Source organism: Phaeodactylibacter xiamenensis, assembly GCF_000759025.1.
GTDB lineage: Bacteria > Bacteroidota > Bacteroidia > Chitinophagales > Saprospiraceae > Phaeodactylibacter > Phaeodactylibacter xiamenensis.
In genome coordinates this window covers 86,730-106,985 of sequence record NZ_JPOS01000012.1, presented here as the reverse complement: position 1 = coordinate 106,985, position 20,256 = coordinate 86,730, and the positions used below count along the sequence as shown (strand labels likewise).

At 50.0% G+C, this 20,256-nt stretch carries 19 protein-coding genes; 13 read left to right on the top strand and 6 right to left on the bottom strand.

Annotated features, from left to right (window positions below; translation table 11 throughout):
- Positions 1-13 precede the first annotated feature (13 nt).
- From murI to IX84_RS04065, 3 genes are all read right to left on the bottom strand, one after another.
- Positions 14-808: a glutamate racemase gene (gene murI / locus IX84_RS04075; RefSeq protein ID WP_044216779.1), complete on the bottom strand. Its 795-nt coding sequence runs from the start codon at positions 806-808 to the stop codon at positions 14-16.
- Positions 809-819: 11 nt separating this feature from the next.
- Complete coding sequence (locus IX84_RS04070) at positions 820-1,326, bottom strand: OmpH family outer membrane protein (RefSeq protein ID WP_044216778.1); 507 nt, start codon at positions 1,324-1,326, stop codon at positions 820-822.
- A gap of 104 nt (positions 1,327-1,430) precedes the next feature.
- Complete coding sequence (locus IX84_RS04065) at positions 1,431-1,952, bottom strand: OmpH family outer membrane protein (protein ID WP_044216776.1); 522 nt, start codon at positions 1,950-1,952, stop codon at positions 1,431-1,433.
- 182 nt (positions 1,953-2,134) lie between these two features.
- Here IX84_RS04065 and IX84_RS04060 point away from each other — a divergent pair, with 182 nt between their 5' ends.
- From IX84_RS04060 to IX84_RS04025, 9 genes are all read left to right on the top strand, one after another.
- Positions 2,135-2,854 (top strand): hypothetical protein, encoded by a 720-nt coding sequence (locus IX84_RS04060; RefSeq protein ID WP_044216774.1) that lies wholly within the window; start codon positions 2,135-2,137, stop codon positions 2,852-2,854.
- Positions 2,855-3,122: 268 nt separating this feature from the next.
- Entirely contained in the window at positions 3,123-3,260 is a 138-nt protein-coding gene (locus IX84_RS33270; protein ID WP_160213656.1) for a hypothetical protein, read from the top strand.
- 48 nt (positions 3,261-3,308) lie between these two features.
- A complete protein-coding gene (locus tag IX84_RS04055; protein ID WP_052515752.1) occupies positions 3,309-4,589 on the top strand; it encodes a transposase in 1,281 nt (426 codons plus the stop codon).
- Positions 4,590-4,984: 395 nt separating this feature from the next.
- Positions 4,985-6,481, top strand: coding sequence for a T9SS type A sorting domain-containing protein (locus IX84_RS04050; protein ID WP_081968606.1), 1,497 nt, complete (start codon positions 4,985-4,987; stop codon positions 6,479-6,481).
- Positions 6,468-7,853, top strand: a complete 1,386-nt coding sequence (locus tag IX84_RS04045) for a gliding motility-associated C-terminal domain-containing protein (protein ID WP_044216768.1) — start codon at positions 6,468-6,470, stop codon at positions 7,851-7,853. The genes IX84_RS04050 and IX84_RS04045 overlap by 14 nt, the downstream gene beginning before the upstream one ends.
- A gap of 139 nt (positions 7,854-7,992) precedes the next feature.
- Positions 7,993-8,763, top strand: coding sequence for an alpha/beta fold hydrolase (locus tag IX84_RS04040; protein ID WP_044216766.1), 771 nt, complete (start codon positions 7,993-7,995; stop codon positions 8,761-8,763).
- A 10-nt stretch (positions 8,764-8,773) separates the two neighbouring features.
- On the top strand, positions 8,774-9,919 hold the full coding sequence (gene hemW / locus IX84_RS04035; protein WP_044216765.1) for a radical SAM family heme chaperone HemW: 1,146 nt from the start codon (positions 8,774-8,776) through the stop codon (positions 9,917-9,919).
- A gap of 17 nt (positions 9,920-9,936) precedes the next feature.
- On the top strand, positions 9,937-12,192 hold the full coding sequence (locus tag IX84_RS04030; protein WP_044216764.1) for a WG repeat-containing protein: 2,256 nt from the start codon (positions 9,937-9,939) through the stop codon (positions 12,190-12,192).
- Between the two features lie 138 nt (positions 12,193-12,330).
- The gene (locus IX84_RS04025) at positions 12,331-12,837 is read left to right on the top strand and encodes a hypothetical protein (protein WP_044216762.1); all 507 of its coding nucleotides are present in this window, start codon (positions 12,331-12,333) and stop codon (positions 12,835-12,837) included.
- A gap of 93 nt (positions 12,838-12,930) precedes the next feature.
- Here the strand turns inward: IX84_RS04025 and IX84_RS04020 are convergent, their stop codons facing one another.
- Together IX84_RS04020 and IX84_RS04015 are read right to left on the bottom strand one after the other, a co-directional pair.
- Complete coding sequence (locus IX84_RS04020; protein WP_044216761.1) at positions 12,931-13,974, bottom strand: response regulator; 1,044 nt, start codon at positions 13,972-13,974, stop codon at positions 12,931-12,933.
- Between the two features lie 103 nt (positions 13,975-14,077).
- Positions 14,078-15,721, bottom strand: a complete 1,644-nt coding sequence (locus tag IX84_RS04015) for a PAS domain-containing sensor histidine kinase (RefSeq protein WP_160213655.1) — start codon at positions 15,719-15,721, stop codon at positions 14,078-14,080.
- A gap of 211 nt (positions 15,722-15,932) precedes the next feature.
- Here IX84_RS04015 and IX84_RS04010 point away from each other — a divergent pair, with 211 nt between their 5' ends.
- Positions 15,933-16,742, top strand: a complete 810-nt coding sequence (locus tag IX84_RS04010; RefSeq protein ID WP_044216760.1) for a universal stress protein — start codon at positions 15,933-15,935, stop codon at positions 16,740-16,742.
- A gap of 12 nt (positions 16,743-16,754) precedes the next feature.
- Here IX84_RS04010 and IX84_RS04005 read toward each other — a convergent pair whose 3' ends face one another.
- On the bottom strand, positions 16,755-17,690 hold the full coding sequence (locus tag IX84_RS04005) for a DUF3137 domain-containing protein (RefSeq protein WP_081968603.1): 936 nt from the start codon (positions 17,688-17,690) through the stop codon (positions 16,755-16,757).
- A gap of 124 nt (positions 17,691-17,814) precedes the next feature.
- Here IX84_RS04005 and IX84_RS04000 point away from each other — a divergent pair, with 124 nt between their 5' ends.
- From IX84_RS04000 to coaBC, 3 genes are all read left to right on the top strand, one after another.
- On the top strand, positions 17,815-18,648 hold the full coding sequence (locus tag IX84_RS04000; RefSeq protein WP_044216756.1) for an outer membrane protein assembly factor BamD: 834 nt from the start codon (positions 17,815-17,817) through the stop codon (positions 18,646-18,648).
- Positions 18,608-18,949, top strand: a complete 342-nt coding sequence (locus IX84_RS03995; RefSeq protein ID WP_044216754.1) for a DNA-directed RNA polymerase subunit omega — start codon at positions 18,608-18,610, stop codon at positions 18,947-18,949. Before IX84_RS04000 ends, IX84_RS03995 begins: the two co-directional genes overlap by 41 nt.
- 105 nt (positions 18,950-19,054) lie before the next feature.
- Positions 19,055-20,254, top strand: coding sequence for a bifunctional phosphopantothenoylcysteine decarboxylase/phosphopantothenate--cysteine ligase CoaBC (coaBC, locus tag IX84_RS03990; protein WP_044216752.1), 1,200 nt, complete (start codon positions 19,055-19,057; stop codon positions 20,252-20,254).
- Positions 20,255-20,256 lie beyond the last annotated feature (2 nt).

Here is a 20,256-nt window from a genome sequence, read left to right as displayed (position 1 = left end):
CTGCCGGCTTTTTTTATATTGAAAGGCGCTCTACGGTGAAATCAGGTCCGATCATATGCCGGGCGAGGGCTTCGGTGCCCTGCAGAGGGCCGGAAAAGAAGAGTTGGTGGTTGGTTCCCGCAGAAGGGGAGGCGAGCAAGCGATGCTCGGTAAGGACTCGCTGTAGTTGGCGGGCTACGGCGGGAGCCGGGTTGATGATAGTTCGTTCCGGGCCGATGATGTCCTGCAGTAGCGGTGCCACGAAAGGGTAGTGGGTACAGCCCAGCACAAAGGTATCGGCCTGCTGCCGGATCATAGGCAACAGGATCGCCTCCAGGAGTTGCCGGGTAGCGGGGGTGTTGAGCTCGCCGGCTTCGATTTGTTCCACCAGGCCAATGCAAGGGTCTTCCAGCAGCGTGATGCCACTGGCGTAGCGTTGCATGAGGTCCGCATAGCGCTGACTTTTAAACGTGCCGGCGGTAGCGAGTACGCCCACCACACCGGTCTGTGTGGCGTTGGCACCAGGCTTGACGGCCGGCTCCATACCTACAATGGGTATGTCTGGCCAGGCAGACCGCAAGGTGCCCAATGCAGCAGCAGAGGCGGTATTGCAAGCCACCACAATAGCTTTAGCACCTGACTCGATCAGGTAACGGGTAATATCCAGGCTGTACTGACGGATGGTATTGGCAGGCTTAGTGCCGTAGGGAATACGGGCGGTATCGCCGAAATAGAGGAGGGGCTCAGAAGGGAGTAAATCGATAATGGCACGGGCGACCGATAGGCCGCCTATGCCAGAATCAAATATACCGATGGGTAGGTTGGGCATTGCCGGCAGGCTTAGTTGGCCAGCTTCGCCTTTACCAAATCATTCACATTCTGAGAGTCTTCAGCGTAAAGCAGCACGTTCTGGTCGAAAATGAATTGGAAGCCATTTTCTTCTGCCACATCCTTGATGGCCTGATTGACCTTCTCGTAGATCGGGCCCAGTAGTTCTTCACGCTTATCGGAAACCTGCTTGCGCATGTCCTGCTCAAAAGCAGCAATTTCCTGCTCGCGCTTTTGAAGCTTTTGTGCTTCTTCCTCCTGTTGCTTAGGAGACAAGTCGCCGCTCTGAACTTTCTGCTGCAAGGCACCATAGTCCTGCTGCAACTGCTCCAGCATGCTCTGGCCTTTTTTCTGCAACTGCTTTTGCAGGGCTTCAAGGTTGGCATCCGCTTGCTTTACCTCCGGCATTTCAGCCAGGATAGCTGCAGAGTTGACATAGCCAAACTTTTGGGCCTGTAGCGTACCAGCGGTCGCTGCAAAGAGGGCTACAAGACAAGTGATTTTCAACAAACTTTTCATTCGTATGCGGTTTGAATTTGTATTGGATCAAATGGTTGATCTTTGTTTTTTGCGGGTGCAAAAATAAGAATTTCGCGCTTTTTTGCCTGAAATCCTGCACCTTATTACTTCAGCTTCTTCATGACGTCTTCCGTTTTGTCGTAAGACGGGTTGGAAAAGATCATGCCGGCACCGCTGGATTTATCAAAAATGAAGTCATAGCCGCGCTCCTGAGCATATTCTTCAATCGCAGCGTAGACGCGTTCCTGAATGGGGCGCACCAGGTCCTGCCGCAGCTTGAATAAATCGCCTTCCGGGCCGAAGCGGGACTTCTGCAGGTCGCGCACTTCCTGCTCCTTGCCCATGATTTCTTCCTCACGGCGCTGACGCTCGTCTTCGCTCAAAAGGACCTGCTCCGCCTGATAGCGGTTGTACATCCCCTTGATTTTATCGTATTCCTGAGCGATTTCCTGCCGCCATACCTGCGCAGTTTTGTCCAAGTCACGCTGCGCTGCCTGGTATTCGTCAATGCTTTCCAGAATGGTATTGACATTCACATAGGCAATGCGCTGGGCGAAGGTGGTGAAGGTGCCGGCCGCCACGATGGTCAGGGTCAGCAGCGCCTTCTTTAGTGATAACTGGTTCATATTTTCGTTGTTTTTGATTTTTTGACGAATGTACGGAACACAACACCATAACGCAACATCCTTATGTTTGGGTGCCTCAATAGCCCGTTGTTTAACCTCGATTTAACGCACAAAGGCTTTTTTAACGTGGGCGCAACAATTGCCCCGGTTGCTGCTGTTGTACTCATCAATACAACACAACTATGGCTGCATCTCAATCCATTACCACCATTTCTTTTTTCCGGTATCAGTCTCTGCCCGACCGGTGGTGGGGCTTCAAGCAAATGGGGCTGGCCGGCGAGGCGCTGGCTCAGGTAGAGGGGCTGCGTTTCCACAAAATGCTGGGCAGCGGGGCGGGCAATGGCTTTAGCATCTGGCCCAACTTCGGCGTTTATGGTCTGCTTGGAGTATGGGAAAACGAAGGTGCGGCCGCGCGCTTCTTTCAAAAACATGCGCTGTTTGCGGAATTCCGGGAGCGTTGCGCCGGTTGGTGGACGGTCTACATGGAGGCCGCTAAGGCACATGGTGAATGGGAAGGTGAAATGCCTTTCCCCATCACTACAGACTACGACCCCGCCCGTCCGGTGGCGGTGATCACCCGGGCGACTATCTACCCCCACCACCTTTGGCGCTTCTGGCGTTTTGTGCCCCCGGTAAGCCGCTCGGTGGAGGATAAGGAAGGGCTACTCTTTTCTGTAGGCATTGGTGAGCTACCCCTTGTACAGCAGGCCACCTTCAGCCTCTGGCAAAACAGTGAACTCATGACCGCCTACGCCTACCGCAGCAAATACCACAAAGAGGTGGTGCGCCGTACCCGTGAATTGGGCTGGTACAAAGAGGAGCTGTTCTGCCGTTTCCACCCTTACCGTACGGAGGGAGACTGGGAGGAGGGGCGTACGCCGGCATCGGCTTATGTGTACTAAAGCATTTTTATGGAAATTAGGATTTTTGGTAAAGAAGTAATTCTGTGCTTTGAAAGTTTGTTCCTGTTCTTATTGATTTTATGTTGGTTAGATAGACCGCTAAAACAATCTCAAAAAGATTTGTTCGTGTTGCTCCGAATCTTACTGCCTAATTTTAACATAGCGCATGTTGAAGGTTGTCAAAAGATATTAAGACTTAAAAGTCATTGTCTGCTTGAATAATTATATTTTTTCTTGTATTTTTAGTATTCTTACAGCCAAGCTTTCTATGAAACTCATCGAACAATTAAACCAATTAAAACGACTTGATGCACTCATCCGCCGTAAAGGTACTGGTCGTCCGATAGACTTGGCACGAAAGTTTGATGTAAGTGAACGTACTACAGCGATTCTCGGTTTGAAATAAAATTTGGTTAAAAAGTCAAAAAATATTAAGCTGCATCCAAAAAGTTGGATGTTTGATTACTTGACAAAACAATTGGGCCAATTTTTTGGCCAGATTAAAGACCACAGGCGTTCAAATGCGAGCTATATGCTGGCCGACGTTTTAAAAGGTGCATTTGCCATGTTTTCGCTCAAATCGCCTTCGTTGCTGATGTTTCGGCAGAATTTCCAGTGTGAAGTTCGTAAGCATAACCTGCGCACGGTCTATGGTGTTGAGCAAATACCAGAAGACACGGCTCTTCGCGAAACTATTGACGGGGTTAATCCGACGCAATTGCATCCGGCCTTCCCTGTACTCATTGATGAGTTACGCAGCGAGGGCCTTTGGGAATCTCGTCAGGTTCTTGATGGTTATACCTCTATTAGCATCGACGGCACCGGCTATTTTTGCTCTGGTAAAAAGTCCTGTCCTCATTGTTTGGTTAAAACCCTACGCAACGGAGAAAAACGTTATTATCACCAGATGTTGGGTGCCGTACAAATGCATCCAGATGTAAAGACCGTTTTTCCTGTAGGCGGCGAAGCCATTGTCCGTCAAGATGGAGCCACTAAAAATGATTGCGAGCAAAATGCAGCAAAACGCCTTATTCCAAGAATATGCAAAGAGCTAAAGCAAGATAAATTGCTCTTTGTGCTGGATGGGCTTTATGCTACTGGCCCCATGGTTAAACTGATCAAAGAACATCAGGCCAGCTTTGTTATTGCCATCAAAGAGGGCTATGTCTTGGCCCAGGCTCAGCGCCTGGCTGAGCAAAATAAGCTGGAGCAACATTCCTGGTCAAACGGAAAAACGAAGAGCACCGTTCGATTTGTCAATGGCTTGATTCTCAATGGCCAGCATCAGGAACAATTGGTCAACTATGTGGAATACCAGCAAGTAGACATCAAAACGGGTAAAACCGTTTATGCCAATAGCTGGATTACAGATATTCCAATTACTAAAGCCAATGTCAAAGAGGTCGTAGCCGTAGGTCGTTCGCGGTGGAAAATTGAAAATGAAACTTTCAACACCTTGAAAAATCAAGGGTACCATCTGGAACATAACTATGGGCATGGTAAAAAATATCTGGCTACCAATTTTGCCCTACTCATGCTACTGGCGTTTTTGGTCGACCAAATTAGTCAGGCTTTGGATTTTGTTTTTCGAAAAGCCTGGCAAAAAAGTGGTTCCAAAAAGAACCTGTGGCAAAAAGTCCGACAAGTCTTTGATCTTATGCCTGCTTTGTCAATGAACGCTATTTATAAATTTATCGCAAAAGGACCTTCTTTAGATTTCCCTTTGCTAGAATAATATTCTAAACCGAGAATCGCTGAACGTACTATATATAATTATCTTGCAGTGCTTAAGGAGTTGGGTGCGGAAATTGAATATTGTTCCATACGCGGCAGTTATTTCTACAGCACTACAAACCATCAGTTGCATTTTGGGTTCTTAAAACCTGACTCCAAAGGAATGTCTGGTCCTGCGGGGGGGATTTTGATTCACTGCAAAAAAATTGCAGTGAAGGAGTTTATTTTCGCAAAGTAGCTACAGAGGGGGTTGCTGAAAACCTCTGAAAGAGTAGGCATTAATTCAAAAACAGGGAATATATAAACGGGTGCAATCCTACACGACATTTGTGGCGTAGTAGACAATAGTAAGGCCAAGTTTGAATACTCCTGTAAACTATAAACGCTCCTTTGACAATGAGAACAATTATTACCTTCGCTTTTTTATTCACAAATTTGGTATTCCTTTATGGGGTTCAATATTCTGGAACAGTTTATTTAGCTTGTTCAGATACTCCTCTTGAGGGGGTAACGGTTCAGGTTAGAGGTAGTGTAGGCGCTATGTTCCTGACATACCAAACAACTACCGATATTAATGGAGACTATTCATTTAATGTTTCAGGTACGGATAGTTTCTGGAATATAAAAGTTATTTCTCCGATGGGGATAACCGATCCAACTTCTTACATTTATTTTCCAAGCCAGGGCAATCAGTCTTCGGTTGATTTCGAATTGCTGGTTCAGCCTGAGGTTTTTTATGGGCCACAAAACAATAATGTAGTTTTAGATCCCAATAGTGCTCCCTTTGATATTGATTTCAGTCCTCAGGAATATTGTGTGAACAGTGGGAATTGTATAAACATCAGTGAACCCTTTGCGTCAACATATTATTGGGGGACAACAGAAGAGGTGTGTTTCAGCGCAAAATTGTTTGGACTGGACCGTTTTGGGAATCGGGTTAGCCTCCTTGGTTCGCCTAATTGTCTGCGGATTGGAGGTCGGCCAAGTGTTGGTCTTTCGGAAGGTTGTGAGCGTTACCATTTTGATATTGACCCCTTTGTTCAAGGTGTAGTTGGTGATTTGGTAGAACTTGAAATTACACAGGGCTGCTGTAATAAAAAAGAAGTTGGGTGTATCCAAAATAGGGGATTAACCAATACCTGGAGCCACTACCTCTACATTAATGGGATTTCAAACGCCAGTGTTGATTTTCAATTCGGTGTCCCTTTTGATGTGGACAGTAATAACGGAACTGATCCCCCAAACGATGGGTCAGAGGCGATTGCCCTAACACCCAATGGGCCTGCTCTTGGAAAAATCACCACCTCAATTTTGCCTGTAATCTCCTCCAGTGAGCCACTTGATGAAATCACTTATAATATTTATGAAGTAGAATGTACTACAGGTTCAGATGAGCTTTTGGTGCTTTCAAATACGGAATCATTAAACGGTTTAACCCAGCCTGCCGCCTATAGTTTTGCAAACTTTGAGGATGCGAACGGGGACGAGTATTTCCTGGATGACAATAATCATCTCGGGAAATGTTTCAAAGTAGAATGCGTAGCTGCTAATAATTGTGGGGAAGTGTCTGCCTACAGCTATTTCACAATAGATCCCAATGAAAATTTTCAAGGAGGAGGAGGAGAGACGAGGCAATTTGTTCCGGTAGGCACCAATGGTTCGAATGGGGCTTGGGTTTACCCCAACCCTGTACAATCAGAGCTGTATGTCAATATAAGTGGTCTGCAGCCGGGCTTATCGGCTGAGGTGCTGGACGTAAATGGCCGTGCGATCACATCCTTTCAGCTGAATGATGTTCAAACCCGGTTAGATGTATCTAAGTTACCCGGCGGGGTTTATCTTATTCGGGTCAACCATCCCCAAATCAAACCGCTGAGATTTGTCAAGCACTAAAATCCTATATGTTTTTCTGATAGCATCGTTCTGCCCGGGCCAATTACCCGGGCAGAACCTGATTCCTAATGGTGACTTCGAATCGTTCGAGCAGTGCCCTACAGACGAAGGGCACTTCGAAGGGTATGCTACGGACTGGGTGACTTTTTTTGGCACGCCAAACTATATGAATTGTGATTATTTTGGTCAGAACCCTGCGATCCTACCTGCTCCTCACAGCGGTACAGGTTTATCTTCTTGTGTATGGTTTGACAGTGATCCTACACCGCCTAATGTTACGCGGGAGTATTTGGCTTATCCGCTTGAAGCGCCACTTCGCCCTGAGCGTTACTATGGAGCTTTCTGGATTTACACCTTGCCTTTTCAGGTCATTACCCAAAATTATCAGCTTCTTCTGACCAACAGTGCCGGTCTTGTCTTTGATGACGATATCCTTCTGGCAGTGCCTGACCTGAGTAATACCGAGTTCCTTCCTACAGGGCAGTGGGTGAAAATAGGGGGGTGTTTTGAGGCAGATGGAGACGAAGATATGCTGGTGCTGGGCAATTTTACCCCGGACGAAGCTACCGTTTATCTTGATACAGTTATTGGCTTTACGGATTTTCACTTTATTGATGATGTAAGCCTTTACCGGGTGGCATCGTTAGTCCCGGCAGATACGATCCTGCTAGCCGGGCAATCGTACTTTTTTGATACCACTGCCTACCGTTCGTATGAATTGGAAGGAAGTCTGGTTTCAGGTGGCTCACGGGTCTTTGAAGTCCCAGGTTTTTATGAGGCTGTTGTTTTTCTGGATGAATGCGGGCAGATTGGCACTTTTACGATAGAGGTGCAGGATTGCTCGGGGGTGGTCAGCCGATTTGACGACAGCGCTTTGGTATCGACAGACTATTGCGCAGGGGATAGACTGTCCGTTGTTTTGCCTGTTGCAGAAGAGGTTGAATATTACATTGGGCAACAGTTGGTTGCTGGCACGCTTACATTGGATACGCTTGGAGAGAGCTATGTTTATGCCGTACATACCTACTGTGGTATTTTGGATAGTGCTGTTTACAACGGTTTAGATTGTAGTCAGGTAGAGCAGGGTTCGTGCTATTATGTCCCCAATGCCTTTTCACCCAACGGGGACGGGGCGAATGACCGTTTTCTGGTGCAAGGGCAATGTCAGGTGCAGTCCTTTCATTTGGAAATTTTTGATCGCTGGGGTAGTCAAGTCTTTATCAGTAATAATATTAACAATAGCTGGGATGGGGTTTGTAGAGGCGAGCCTTGTGTAGGTGGTGTATATACTTATTTTCTTTCGATTACTTTTCGGGATGGATTGGCTGCGTTTCAGCAGACTGAGTCGGGGGAAGTACATCTGGTGAGATAAGAGTAGACTTCAGGGGGAACGGAATAAACCATATACCTCTGTGTTCGTTATGTGAGTTGGTTTGTCTAAAAATGCTAATTTTTGCAGCTGCATACCTTCTGATTGTTTGTGCTACCTTAGCACAAACCAAAATTCACCCATGCTCGAACTCAACTATAAAAGCTTCGGACAAGGCGAACCGCTCATCATACTGCACGGGCTGTTCGGCACCCTCGATAATTGGCAGACCCTTGGCAAAAAACTGGCGGAGCACTTCACCGTTTATCTGGTAGACCAGCGCAACCACGGACGTTCGCCCCACGATGAGGCACATACCTATACCGCCATGGCCGAGGACCTGCACCACTTTATGGAGTCTCACTGGATTTTCAAAGCCCACATCCTGGGGCACTCCATGGGCGGCAAAACAGCCATGGCCTTCGCCCAACATTACCCGGACATGGTGGACAAATTGATTGTGGTGGACATTGCCCCCAAAGCCTATACCGGCGGGCATGAGGAGATATTCAAAGCCCTGCAAAGCCTGGACCTGTCCGCGATCGACAGCCGGGGAGCAGCCGAGGATATGCTGGAAGCGCAGATCAAAAGCCTTGGCATCCGGCAGTTTTTGTTAAAAAACCTGACCCGCAGCAAATCCGGTGCTTACCGTTGGAAAATGAACCTGGATGCCCTGTGGAACCACTATGCTGATATCCTGGATGCTTTGCCCGGGCAGCACGCGCCCTTCGAAGGGCCCACGCTGTTTGTGCGCGGCGGGCGCTCCGATTACATTCAGGACAGCGACCTGCCTGACCTGGAAGCCCACTTCCCTAACTATCAGCTTAAGACTATTGAGAAAGCCGGGCACTGGGTGCACGCCGAGGCACCGAAGGCACTATTGGAAGCCTTAGAATCGTTTTTAGAGGCTTAAACTACGGTACATGCCAGGTATTTATTTTCATATTCCATTTTGCAAGCAAGCCTGCCACTACTGCAATTTCCACTTCTCCACCTCGCTAAAGTACAAGTCGCAGGTAGTGGAAGCCATGCTGAAGGAGCTGCACTGGCGCGCGGGCTACCTGCCACAGGAGCCTTTGCAAAGCCTTTACTTTGGCGGGGGGACACCCAGCCTGCTGGAAGCGGAGGAACTGGCTGCGTTTTTCGACGCCGTTGCCCGGCACTTCGAACTTGCGCCGGATGCCGAAATCACCCTTGAGGCCAACCCCGATGACCTCACACCGGAAAAGCTGCAAGCCCTCCGCGCATCGCCGGTCAACCGGCTGAGCATTGGCATTCAGTCTTTTTACGAAGAAGACCTCACCTTTTTCAACCGGGCACATAATGCGGCTGAAGCCCGTCAGTGTGTGGAACGCGCCCGCGCCGCTGGTTTCCGCGACCTTACCGTCGACCTCATCTACGGCGCGCCCACCATGCCTGATGCGCATTGGGCAGCCAATCTGAAGGCTGTCCTGGAGGCCGAAGTACCCCACTTTTCCGCCTATGCTCTGACGGTAGAGCCGCAGACCGCCCTCGACTATTTTGTCAGAAAAGGCAAAGTCCCCCCGGTGGAGGAAGCCGCCGCTGCCCGCCACTTTGAGATGCTGGTAGAAATGACAAGCGCCGCAGGGTATGAGCAGTACGAGGTGTCCAACTTTGCCCTGCCCGGGCGCTACGCCCTGCACAACAGCAGCTACTGGAAAGGGGAGCCCTACCTCGGCATTGGCCCCTCTGCCCACAGCTTCAACGGGCATAGCCGGCAGTGGAACGTGGCCAATAACGCGAAGTACCTCAAAGCGATGGCAACCTCTGATCTGGGCCAGGCTATCGGCTTAGGGCTGTTTGAAAAAGAGGGCCTCAGCACCGCCGATCAGTACAATGAATATGTGATGACCGGTCTTCGGACCATCTGGGGGGTTAGCCTGCACACTATCCGGAGCCGGTTTGGAGTGGAATATGCGGCACACTTTGAGCGGGAAGTTGCCCGTTTTGAGGCGGCGGGGCAGGTGGTTTCTGCGCATGGCAAATACTGGCTGCCCGGTACCCACCGTTTTATGGCAGACGGCATTGCTGCCGATTTATTTTGGTAAGAGAAAATTTTGAGCATATGATTAATTCGCTTCGGGCGGGCCTTTTTATCGCCACCGTTTTTTACCTGTCTGTCACAGGTGTCTTAGCGCAGACTGCTCCTCAATGGCTCTTTCCGGCTGATGCGCCCGGTACGCGTGCCTATCTGTTGACTTACACCGTCAGTGAGCAGACCGGGGCATGGGATTTTGAGCAGGCTACCTTGTCTGAGGTCGAATGCAGCCGGCCCGATGGCGTGGATCAGCTACAGGTAACCCGTATGCCCGTTTACGGGGCCGCCCAAAAGTGGACATTGGAATTGGGCGAAGAGGGTGCAATGCATGCCCGGCTTCACACCGGTCAGCAGTGGTACAGAGCTCCAGGCACGGCCGGGTTGTTTTATGACACCACCGCCCTGAGACCCGCAGCGACCCCGACCGCAGCTATGGATACGCTGCTCGCCGTAATGCCTGAGCTTTCCGGTACGCCTGAAGCTAGTCGCCTTTCGTTGGTCAGCATAGATGGGCAGCGGGCGTTTGCTTATTTGCTCAACGCGGAAGGCTGGCCTGTGGCAGAAGCCTTGCTCGATAAGGGGCAACTGGCCGCCTGGCGGACCTATGAATACCGTTGGGATAAGTCTGGTCATTGGGACCGGCAGTTGGTACACAACCGGCTATCCGGACAGCAGCAGCTTGTAGAGCGGCGGATGGTGCAGGCAACGGAAGATGCTTCTGGCTGGATGGCCGTGCAGGGCGGAGCCGCATACTGGCTGCTGGCAGATAATGGGCATGCCCGTTACTGGGACGGGCGTAGCGCACAATCAACAACGGCAAGGTGGCAGGTAAAAGGAGAGGCGCTAAGTATTCAGCGTGCCGATCAGCGGGAAGCTTTGGTGTACCAGATTAAGTCCAGGCAATCCTGGGGCTGGCAGGTCGCTACAGCGGACGGTGCTCAGGAAGACTGGGTCTGGCTAAATGCCATACAGGAAGTACCCCGCAAACTTAGGCGTTGGCGTGACGCAGCTAATGCCTCACACTTTCAAACCTTCACAGAAAAAGGCCGGACCGGGCTGCGTGATGGGGAGAACCGTGCGACGCTCCCCGCCCAATACGATGCGATTGAGCCGGTGCACCCCCGCCTTGCCCTGGTCAAACTGGAAGAGCGGTATGGTTTGGTACAAACGGACGGCAGAACGTTGTTCCCCATCTACTTTGAAAAGCTGGAATATTTAGGCGACAGCCTGCTGCTGGCTCAACGCAATGGAGGGCAGGGGATACTGCATCTTTCAGGCGATACGCTGGTGCCTTTCGTGTATGAACGCCTGATCCCACGTGATGACACCACCTACTGGGCTTTTGCAGGTGGGGAAATGGGCCTGATCAACGATCGCGCCGCCATGCTCCTGTCGCCACAGTTTGACCGCATACACCCCTTTCATGGCCATCAGGCCGTAGCGTTGGAAAACGGGCAAACCGGCGTTATTGATACCCAAGGGCAGTGGGTCATTAGCCCGGGCAAATACGCCGGTCTCATTCCGGTGAACCTGGACGGCTACCTGGTACAAACGCAGGACAATAGCTGGGGCTTTATCAACCGGGAGGGGCAATTGATTATTGAGCCCGTCTATGGGCATTTGCGGGCACTGGCAAAGGGTGTGCTCGTAGGGCAGCAGGAGGGGCGCTTTGGCCTGCTAAAGACGACAGGGGAGCTGCTGACACCCATCAGGTACCGGATGCTTAAAGGTTGCGGGGATTACACCACCACGCAGGAACTTTGTCAGATACTGGCGGAAAATAATGCCGTGGCGCAATTCGTATCCGATGACCGCTTCGGGTACCTCGATGCCCGGGGGCAGGCGCATCCACCGGTATTGCCTTCGCCTGCGGAACTTGAAGCGGATTACAAGGCAGATACGGTGGAGCATGGACTCATTCTGATCTATCCAAAGGGCTGGCAACTGGAAAGAAGCATTCAAAAGTTGTACAAGCAAGGCGACTACGGGCAGTCCCGGGTGGTGTACGAATTCCTGCCTTCCGATGGGCTATCGCTGGAAGACTGGGCGGGCGCTAATTTGGAAAAAGCCACTGCTGCAACCACTCTGGGCGGGCAACCTGCACTAACCTATACGGAGCGGGAGCGGGTACGCTATTATGATTTTTTCAGGAAGCATATTTACTGCTTGTCGGAGGATGGACGGACGGTCATTCACCTGGAGTTATCCTGCAAGGATGCTAACTTTCTGGAGAGTATTCCCGACCTGTATGAGATTGAGCAGCTCGTCAGTTTTATGCAATGATAGGGAGAAAAAAGTACCTGATTTATCGTTATTCCAATGAAACGTCTATATTTGATGTTTGAATAAAGGGATAGTCTTACAACGTATTATGTGAATCGGATAAAAAGTTTACTCCTAATTAACCATAAACTTTTTACTATGAAAAGACTATTGTTTTTCCTGCCATTGCTATTCAGCTTTATGCTGATTACTAATTCTGCTACTGCACAAGAATACCGTACTGCTGTGGGTGCCCGGCTTGGTTATCCACTTTCCCTTTCTATCAAGCATTTTCTGAATGATAACGGACACGCCGTAGAAGCCTACGTTGGGACACGTGGAGGGGGGTATGGACGTTGGGTAAACCTCAGCGCGAGTTATCAGGTCCACAACCTGTTAGACATTGAAGGGCTTGAAGGACTGTACTGGTACTATGGTGGCGGAGCTAGTGTCTTCTTTTGGAACTTCAATGATCCCTTTCTTGATGACAACAATTCGGCCGCGTCCTTCGGTATACAAGGCTACCTGGGGCTGGACTATGCATTTAGGGGCACTCCGGTTAACATAAGCGTAGACTGGGTGCCAACGGTTTTCATCAACGGCTACGGGAGTGGCTTCGGTGCTGGCTATGGAAATGTAGGCATACGCTACATCCTGGGGCAATAGTTCCAACATTTCAGACCAAACTAAAAGAAGCAGCTGAGCGTACGTTCAGCTGCTTCTTCTGTTAGGTGGGCCACCGTGGCCTGCCGGAGTTTTTTAAGCATGCATATTGCGAAGCCCCTCCGGATCAACGATCTTGATCGCACCGTCAATCACTTCTATGTAGCCATCTTCCTTGAACTCTGTGAGCATACGGATAACACTCTCCTTGGCGGTTCCTACGATCCGCGCCAGGTCGTCCCGCAGAATACTGATGTTGCCTTCGCCCTGTTTTTCATGAAGGAGCAGGATGGCATCCGCTACTCGCCGCCGCACGGAATTGTACGCCAGGTTGAGCAGTTGTTCCTCCTTGGCAGTGACGTTGCTGGCCAGCATTTTAATCATCTGGGAAGCTACATCCCGGTTGGCATTCAACAGCTTTGAGAAATCCTCCTTGGGGATCAGGCTGATCTCTGTCTCCTCCATGGCAGCTGCTGACTCTGTGTATTTTTCTTCTTTCAGCAGGTCCAGGTAGCCGAAGAAGTCCCCTTCCTTGCAGATTTCAATGATGTATTCCTTCCCGTCCTCGTTGGTCTTAAAGACTTTGGCTTTCCCTGATTTGACAAAGTAGAGATAGCGTGGATAGTCGCCCTCCTCAAAAATGAGGTCTCGCCGCTTGTAGTGTTTGATTTTCCGCTCATCCGACAGTTTGCGGAGTTCTTCGTACCCTTTCGCCTCATTGATGAAAGCCGTGAGGCCCTGCTCGGTTTTGTCAAACTGCTTTTTGAGCCGTTCGCTTTTTTCCAGGCGGGTTTCGATGACATCAAGCAGCTCGTCCTTGTAAAAAGGCTTAGTGACGTAGTCGTCTGCTCCAAGATTCATGCCCCGGCGGAAATCTGCTTTCTCTGTTTTTGCCGTGAGGAAAATAAAGGGCACATTGGAAGTCGCGCTCTTCTTGCTAAGGATATTGAGCACGCCAAACCCATCGAGGTGGGGCATCATCACATCGCACAGGATGAGGTCAGGCGGATTGGTCAGGGCTTTTTCCACCCCTACTTTGCCATCTTCGGCGGTTGTCACCTGATAGCCGGAAAGCTCGAGGATTTCTTCCAGGTTTTCACGTACTTCCTCATTATCTTCAATGACTAGGATCTTTTTCATCGCTGTTTTTTATCTGGTTACAGTCCTCAAATATAGTTAGAATACCCGTTCTTTAAATGGAGCGGGTACCAGTAATCATGGCATACAGCTAGCTGAGTGTTTTTTAGTGGTGCTCTAAGGGGATCGTTACCCTGAATGTTGAGCCTTGTTCGGGTACGCTTTCAAAAGTGATATGCCCGCCCAGGAGATCCACATAGCCTTTGACGATATTGAGCCCGAGCCCCGTGCCCTGTATGTTTTCTACATTGTGAGCCCTAAAAAAGCGAGTAAATAAATGCTGTTGCTCGGATTCAGGAATGCCTATGCCATAGTCCTGTATGGCGATTTTCAAATCTCCGTTTTTACAATGTACCCTGCAATCTATGGGCTGCCCCTCACCGCTGTACTTGATGGCATTGGAAAGCAGGTTGTAGAAAATGTTCTGGAGTATTCTCCGGTCTGTATTCAGGTCGGGAATTTGATCAAGACCTTTGATATTTAGCTGTTGCCCTTTCTTAAGCATGCCCTGTACGCCCTCTTCCACTTCCTTCCAGACTGCTGTAAGTTCAAATTCGGAAGGGTTGAAGCTTAGCTTGCCCTCTTCGAGCCGGCTCAGCGACAGAAAATCGTTGAGAATACTGGTCAGGTTGGCTACCGAGGTCTTGATCCTTTGGGTATGCCGAAGCCGTTTCTTTTGCTGTTCTTCTTTTTGGTAAGCTTCGATAAGGTCAGCAGAGGACAGGATCGTACTCAGCGGAGTCCGGAACTCATGAGAAGCCATGGAGACAAACCGGGATTTGAGCTCGTTGAGCTCCTTTTCCTTTTCCAGGGCGGTGGTCAGCTGTTTCTCTTTGGTTTTCAGTGCAGCCTCGGCGGTTTCCCGCTCTTTGATCTCATGCTTTAGCTGTTTGTTGATGCCAAGCAGCTGATTGACCACTTCGGCAAGCTCTTCCGTACGGGCAGCGACCCGCTTCTCAAGCTCCTGATTGAGCCGGATGATCCGGTCTTCTGCTTCCCGTTGCGCGCTGATATCAATACCGGAGCTTAGAGTGCCGGTGATCTCTCCGTTGTCATCTCTTAGTAGAGTGTTGTGCCAGGCCACCAGGTGTTGTTTTCCGGAAGCAGACTGCACATAATTCTCATAGTACTCAATGTCCCTGCCATCCATGAGGGCCCGGAAGACCACTTTGACCTCACTCCGGTAGCTGTCGGGTATGAAATGGTCCACCCATTCTTTGCCGATAGCTTCGCCGGGTTCCACCTCGAGGATTCTCCGGCCCTTTTCGTTGAGCAGTTTTATTTTGCCATCGCGGTCCAGAATAACAATGATCGTATTAGCGATATTCAGGTACCGTTGGGCACGCTCTTTTTCCCTTTGGAGTGCCGATTCTGCCGTCTTTTGCTGGGTGAGGTCGTGGACGATGCCGGTGAATAAGCGGCGTTCCCCCATTTCCACTTCGCTAATGCTTAGCCTGATCGGAAATTGGGAACCGTCTTTGCGTTGTGCCATTACTTCACGGCCGATCCCAATGATTTGGGCCTCCCCGGTTTTCATGTAGCGCGCAATGTAGTTGTCGTGCTGTTGGGCATGGTACGCGGGCATGAGCATATTGATGCTTTGCCCGAGCATTTCCACTTTTGAATATCCAAAAAGTTGAGCAGCGGCCTGATTGACTAAAACCATACGCCCCCTGGTATCAATAGAAATGATGCCATCTGTTGCAGACTGAATAATGGCCTCCAACTGAAGGGCTGCTTCTTCGGGCACTAAAGATTTGAATAATTGGCTCAAAATGCTTGTACGTGAAATTGGTATTTGCGATAATGGCTTAGTCAGGGCAAAATCAGCAGGCAAGTTAACAGGTAAGCCCGGTGGTAAAGGATGACAAATGTCACCCCTCTGACGTGATTGATGTCATGTCCTGATTTGATGAGACCCTGTTAAATTGATGTTGAATCCTTCCAAAACGCCAATACTTATGAGAAAAATCCTCATTCCAACTGATTTCTCTTCCAATGCCATGGGCGCCCTTCAGTACGGGGTTGGGCTGGCCAATGCCATAGGCAATGTGGAGCTGACTTTGCTGCACACCTACGAAGTGCATAGCAACGCAGGCATGTTCGTCTCGGTCAGCGACTTCATGAAAAAGGATGCCGTAGACCAGTCCCTTGAGGCTATAAAAGCTGTAGAGCCCAGGCTGCAAAACGGTGTCACGATTGATAGCCAAATCCTTCGGGGGCCTACTGTAGACCTGATCACCGACTTTGCCCGCCGCAACCGTTACGATCTCATACTGATGGGCACGCAGGGTGCCTCAGGTTTGCAGGAGATATTTTTTGGCAGCACCACAAATGCCGTGCTAAAGCAGGCTGACGTACCGGTACTTGCGGTCCCTGCCGGCTACAGGTATACTCCGGTGGAAAAGATTGTGCTGGCCATCGATGAAGAAGGGCTGGAAGATCGCGAAATGGTAAAGCCGCTGTCGGTGATTTCCAAAGCATTTGATGCACCGGTCTGTGTTTTTCACCAATCGGCTGCCTTCGAAGAGGATGGCATTGACCCCAGCGTGGATGAGGCGCTTAGCGGCATTGACCATTCCTTCCACTACGAGCTCGAAGAAGAAAACGTCAATGAGAGCATCAATAACTTTGTAATAGACTGCGGTGCGCAACTGCTGGTGATGGTACGGCGGCAGCGGGGCTTTCTGGAGGAAGTTTTCCACGTAAGTGCCACGACCAGGAAGGTGTTCAATACGCCTGTACCCCTGCTGGTTCTGAAAGAGGGGTAAAACGGTGCCCTACTAATGGGTCCGGTCAAAGTCTTCGGCAATTTCGAGCAGCATGTGGATATCGCTAAAAAACTCCCGGATCAGCTCAAAGCTAAGATTGGACCGCAGAATATGGGGCTCCAGCAAATCTTTGTCTTCCGTCACGGCAGCATAGATTTCCCGGTTGATGAACGACATATAAATTTCCTTGCCTGTTGCTTTTCTGAAATCCACGATGGCTTGCTGCATGGGTTCGGAAAGGATGCCGATAACGTGCGTCCTGTTGGTTGCATAAACAAGGTATGCTTCCTGGAATTCAGGGTTCAGGATTTCTTCACTTACATCAACGCCGCCCATCCAGGTGAAGTCCCGGATGGCCCGGAAGTGCCGGTGGCGGTACCTTTTTGGCCAGATGATGATCCTGCCTTTTGCTTCCTCCGGAAAAGTAGCGTGCATGAACACGCCCTTGAACAACTGCTGTAGCCCGTTCTTTACCGGAGAGGTTTCTGAAACAAACAACTCACACATTTCAAACTCCAGGTTGCCTACCTTTCCGGTGATGAAATCCTCCCCGTGATAGCTCTCAGCAGGGGTGGCAAAGATTTGGCTGGCCAGAAAGCGCTGGCGGTCAATAAAACCTTTGGGATCATATTCCAACGGGTAGTTGACATCATAATTGACACCATCATCAATAAAATCAAGGACCAGGTTGATGACATTCGGCTTGAAGGTGTTCCGGAACCGCTGAATTCTGTAGGCCAGGTAAAACAGGAAAAGCCCGATGGGAATGGCAAGCGCAAGGGTAAGCACCCAGATATCAAGGTAGAATTCGAGCAGGAAGATGCCCGCAAGAATGAGACCGGACAGCACAAACAACCGGATCAGGCGAAGCCGCCGCCGTTCCATCCGCAGTAATTCCGGATGAATGGTATGGTTGTAGTACATTCGGAACTCTTCAATCCGTTTCATACAGGCTAAAATAGGTCAAAAATCATTCTCCCGGGCTGCTCAGCCAACCTTAACACGCTTTTTATCCTCCTTGAGCAGCACAAAGTTTGAACTATTGTCTAAAATGCTGTAATTTTGCAAACTTATGAAACGACTACTGTTACTCGCGATCATCAGTATAAGCCTGGCTTCCTGTAAAAGCGAGTTTGAAAAAATACGTACGAGCGGCGATGTGGACCGTATATACACCAAAGCGATGGCGTATTACGAGGCAGAGGAGTACCAAAAGGCGCAGGCTCTGTTTGAGATCATCATCAGCAGCTACCGGGGTAAACGAGAGGCGGAGGATATCTACTTCAAGTATGCCTATACCTACTACCATCTGGAGCAGTTCATCCTTGCTGCCTACTACTTTAAGAACTTCTCGACCACTTACGGTACCAGCGAACTCAGAGAAGAAGCAGATTTTATGTCGGCTTATGCCAACTATCAGCTGTCTCCCACGTTCCGTCTGGACCAGCAGTATACGATTGAAGCGATCGAAGGCTTTCAGTTATTTGTCAATACCTACCCCAATAGCGACCGGGTAGAACAATGCAATAAACTGATTGATGCCATGCGGGCCAAACTGGAGCTCAAAGCTTATAATGCGGCGGAGCTCTATTATGACCTGGAGGATTATCAGGCGGCTATTCAGTCGTTCGAAAATGTACTAAAAGACTTTCCGGATACTAAAAACCGTGTTGAAATCGGTTACATGATCATTCGGTCGTCTTACCTGCTGGCAAAGAACAGCTTTGTCGAAAAACAAAAAGAACGCTTTACTGATGCGGTAGAGCGTGCTTCTGAGTTTCTGGAAAGGTACAGCGACAGCCGTTATGCCGATGAAGTTCAGAAGATGTATGAACAGTCAACCGATCAATTAAAAGAATTAGAGAATGTCAGATATCAAGACCAAAGTACAGGGGCTAGATCCTAATGTTAAGGCGCGTGATGTGCACGGCCTGGCTGCCAATACGGGCAATGTGTATGAAGCACTCGCGATCATCACGAAGCGGTCTCGTCAGCTGGCAATAGAACTCAAGCACGAGCTGCACCAAAAGCTTGAAGAATTTGCAGTGTCTTCTGATGCCATCGAGGAGGTTAGCGAGAACAAGGAGCAGATTGAAATCTCCAAGTTCTATGAGCGCTTGCCTAACCCTGTGGTTATCGCTTCTGAAGAGTACATCAATGGCGAGCTTTACAGCCGTTACAACAAAAAGCAGGAAGACGACCTCTAGCGTTGTCTGTGCACACTGATTTTCCGGAGAGCAGAGGATAGGCGCGCCCTTTCCCCTGCTCTTCGTTATTCTTATAGTATCCATGGTCAATCAACCGTCCTGAGCATGTCCGCACTCCACGGCAAAAAAATAATACTGGGCATTACTGGTAGCATAGCCGCCTACAAGGCTGCTTCGCTGGTGCGGCTGCTGATCAAGGCAGGTGCTGAAGTACAGGTGCTCATGACTGCTGCGGCTGCCGATTTTATTACCCCCCTTACCCTGGCTACTCTTTCGCGGAACAAAGTGCATACCGATGTGGCATCCGGTGATAGCTGGAATAACCACGTTGAGATGGGACTCTGGGCTGATGCTATGGTGCTCGCTCCCCTGACTGCCACCACACTGGCTAAGCTGTCGCAGGGCATCTGTGATAATATCATCGCCGCTACTTATCTTTCTGCACGCTGCCCCGTATTCTTTGCTCCGGCTATGGACCTGGATATGTGGAAACACCCGGCAACGCAGGAGAACGTCAGCCGGTTGCAGCGCTTTGGCAATCAGCTGATTCCTGTAGGAACCGGCGAGCTGGCAAGCGGACTGGTAGGAGAGGGGCGTATGGCAGAGCCGGAAACCATTTTAGCCGTTCTGGACCGGCACTTCAGCAGAGCGCAAAGCCTGAGCGGCAAACGCATACTTGTCACAGCTGGACCAACGTATGAACCCATCGATCCGGTCCGCTTTATCGGTAACCGCTCAAGTGGGAAAATGGGTATTGCTATTGCAGACGAACTATGCGCGCGCGGTGCGGCCGTTCATCTGATCCTTGGGCCTTCGGCGCTATCGCCCGGAAAGGCAGGTGTTGAGGTGATCCGGGTAGGCACTGCCAGAGAAATGCACGAAGCCGCTACAACGTTGTTTGGCCGCTGCGATGCTGCTGTACTGGCAGCCGCTGTAGCAGACTACCGGCCAGCCAAAGTTGCCGAACAAAAAATAAAGAAATCAGGGGATGAAATGCAGGTGTCTATGGTCAAAAACCCGGACATCGCTGCATCGCTCGGTCAAAGCAAAACGATCCATCAAAAGCTGGTCGGCTTCGCTCTGGAAACCCAAAACGGACTGGAAAACGCACAGTCCAAGCTGGAGCATAAGAACCTGGACCTCATCGTCCTGAACAGCCTGACGGATAGTGGCGCAGGCTTTAACCATGATACGAACAAAATCACTATCCTGGATCGGGGCAATAAGAAGCGCGAATTTGAGTTAAAAACCAAGGCAGCTGTAGCTGTTGACATCGTCGATGCCCTTCAGGAACTATGGGGCTGACC